This is a genomic window from Bacillus sp. P4_D3 (genome assembly GCF_056401855.1).
Window position 1 is genome coordinate 1 of the sequence record NZ_JBFUIN010001019.1, and the last position, 940, is coordinate 940.

The 940-nt window shown below is 31.5% G+C and carries 1 protein-coding gene; it reads left to right on the top strand.

Annotated features, from left to right (window positions below; translation table 11 throughout):
* Positions 1–194: 194 nt before the first annotated feature.
* Positions 195–860 (top strand): response regulator transcription factor, encoded by a 666-nt coding sequence (locus AC1DTM_RS28850; RefSeq protein WP_016104954.1) that lies wholly within the window; start codon positions 195–197, stop codon positions 858–860.
* Positions 861–940: the final 80 nt, after the last annotated feature.

Sequence of the window (940 nt, forward strand, 5' to 3'; positions counted from 1 at the left end):
GAACGTAGAGCTAACAAGATATACGTCCTATTCATCTCCACATAAACTCCAGATAGTAAGGCTATAATGACTACCAGAGGTGATATTATGAAAAACTATCATATTCTGAACGTAGAGCTAACAAGATATACGTCCTATTCATCTCCACATAAACTCCAGATAGTAAGGCTATAATGACTACCAGAGGTGATATTATGAAAAACTATCATATTCTCGTGGTAGAAGACGATCAAGAAATTCAGGAATTAATTAAACAATTTTTAATGACACAACAGTATACAGTGGTAGTCGCATCAGATGGATTAGAGGGTATGACACAATTTAATAAGCAATCCTTTGATTTAATTCTTCTAGATGTAATGATGCCCAATCTTAATGGATTTGAAGTTTCCAAGATGATTCGAAGCCAGTCAAATATACCAATTATTATGCTAACTGCGTTAGAAGAAGAAGAAGATCAAATGAAAGGATTTGATCTTGGAATCGATGATTATATAACAAAACCCTTTTCGTTTCATGTTTTGATTAGACGAGTCGAAGCCGTACTGAGAAGAAGCTATGATAAAAATGTAAATAATCATTTGGTTTTTAAAGAAGTGCGTGTCGATGTTGATGCATATAGAGTATATGTAAATGACGTTGAAATTTTATTAACGACAAAAGAGTTTGAAATTCTACAACTACTATTTCAAAATGAGAGAAAAGTACTCACAAGAGAAAATATCGTTGAAAAAGTTTGGGGATACGATTATTTTGGAGAAACACGAATAATTGATACACATATTAAAAACCTACGTAAAAAGTTAGCTATTCCTTACATTAAAACAATAAAGGGTATTGGTTATAAAATTGATGAGTAGAATTGTAAAAATCATGAAGATGAAGCAAATTACTTATAAACTCTTTATGACTACATCTCTCATTTTGTTATCCTTTGCAG

Coding starts and splice junctions, on each gene's coding strand:
- AC1DTM_RS28850 (WP_016104954.1), top strand. CDS start 195: ATGAAAAACTATCATATTCTCGTGGTAGAAGACGATCAAGAAATTCAG.